Genomic DNA, 1,222 nt, shown 5'->3' with positions numbered 1-1,222 from the left:
GTTGAAGCTGCTGAGCTACTCGTTGTTCCACGGTTTTTATCAAAGATTCCCATCGTATTTTTCGCTCCTTAGTAAAGATATCTTCAAAATTATTAAGGCTCCAATCAACAAACGGTTTTGGGTTCAATGCTCGTCCGACAAAGCGCACTTCGTAGTGCAGATGTGGGCCAGAAGAGAGCCCACTGTTGCCAGAAATCCCAATCAAATCGCCTTTTCTTACGAATTGGCCGCTTTGCACTTTGAATTTCTTTAAGTGCGAGTAAGAACTGGTAAAACCGAAAGAGTGCTGTAGCCTCAGAAAGTTGCCAGAGCCGGTATTGCTGCGACGAGTGACTTCCACCACGCCATCGGCAGGGGCATAAATTTTTGTTCCGATGTTCACCGCGAAATCTAATCCGCGGTGCATTTTCGCTACCTTGGTGACAGGATGAATACGTTTGCCAAAACCGGATGAAAGTCGAACTTTACCCACTGGCGAACCGTTTGGAATTTGATTGAGCATCAGCGTTCGTACATTCGAAGTGATCGCTGCTGAATCCAGTCGAGTATCCAAATCTTCATTGGTGGCGTGATTATCCACGCCAAGCACTTTTTCTAGCTCGCCTAAGCGCTCGGAAACCAACTGAACCCGCTCCTCTCGCTCAGAAAGGTCGTTTTCTAGTTCAGACTTCAACGCCTTTAATGTACTGAGCTCTTCGCCCATGCTGCGTGAGTGCTCGGTGAGCTGCGCTTGTTTCATCGCTGCGCTATCGACCCGCGCGTAAAGATGGTTTATGAGAATGGCGGTAGCTGCCAAAGTCAGTACAAATAGCCCTAAAAAGGTTTTTAGGTTGCGTTGCATCCGTTTACTGAAATACCAATGCTTGGAGCCATTGATGGTTGATATCGAGATCGTCAGTTGGTCTTTCATCATGTCGTAATGATCGTATTCTGGTATAAGCCTCGTCACTGAGTGAGCTCGACTGTAAGGAAAACCACAGGGGACTGCCAGAGGCAAATTGGAAAGAAGTGTCAGGTCGTGAGCCGTTTTCCGATATTTGATAAAAGACTCAGTGCGGATTTAATGTTGAGTTAATTTTGGTCGGTGTTGCATGTTTGGCACTTTAGAGTGACGAAATTACCAATAGTATGAATGTGCAATTCAACATACTTCACGGTTTATCCTATAAATTGCGCATATTTTAAGAAATTAATATTCATTAAATTTATAACTGGCGACGGA

1 protein-coding gene is annotated in these 1,222 nt (G+C 44.9%); it reads right to left on the bottom strand.

Translation table 11 applies throughout. The features are described 5' to 3' along the window. Nucleotides 1-910: M23 family metallopeptidase (locus R7Q11_RS24845; protein WP_225466840.1), on the bottom strand; the 910-nt coding region annotated here is incomplete at its 3' end. Between the last annotated feature and the right edge of the window lie 312 nt (nucleotides 911-1,222).

This window comes from Vibrio sp. 970 (assembly GCF_033339075.1).
Note: the sequence above shows the minus strand (reverse complement) of the source record. Positions and strands in the feature narration are given on the sequence as shown.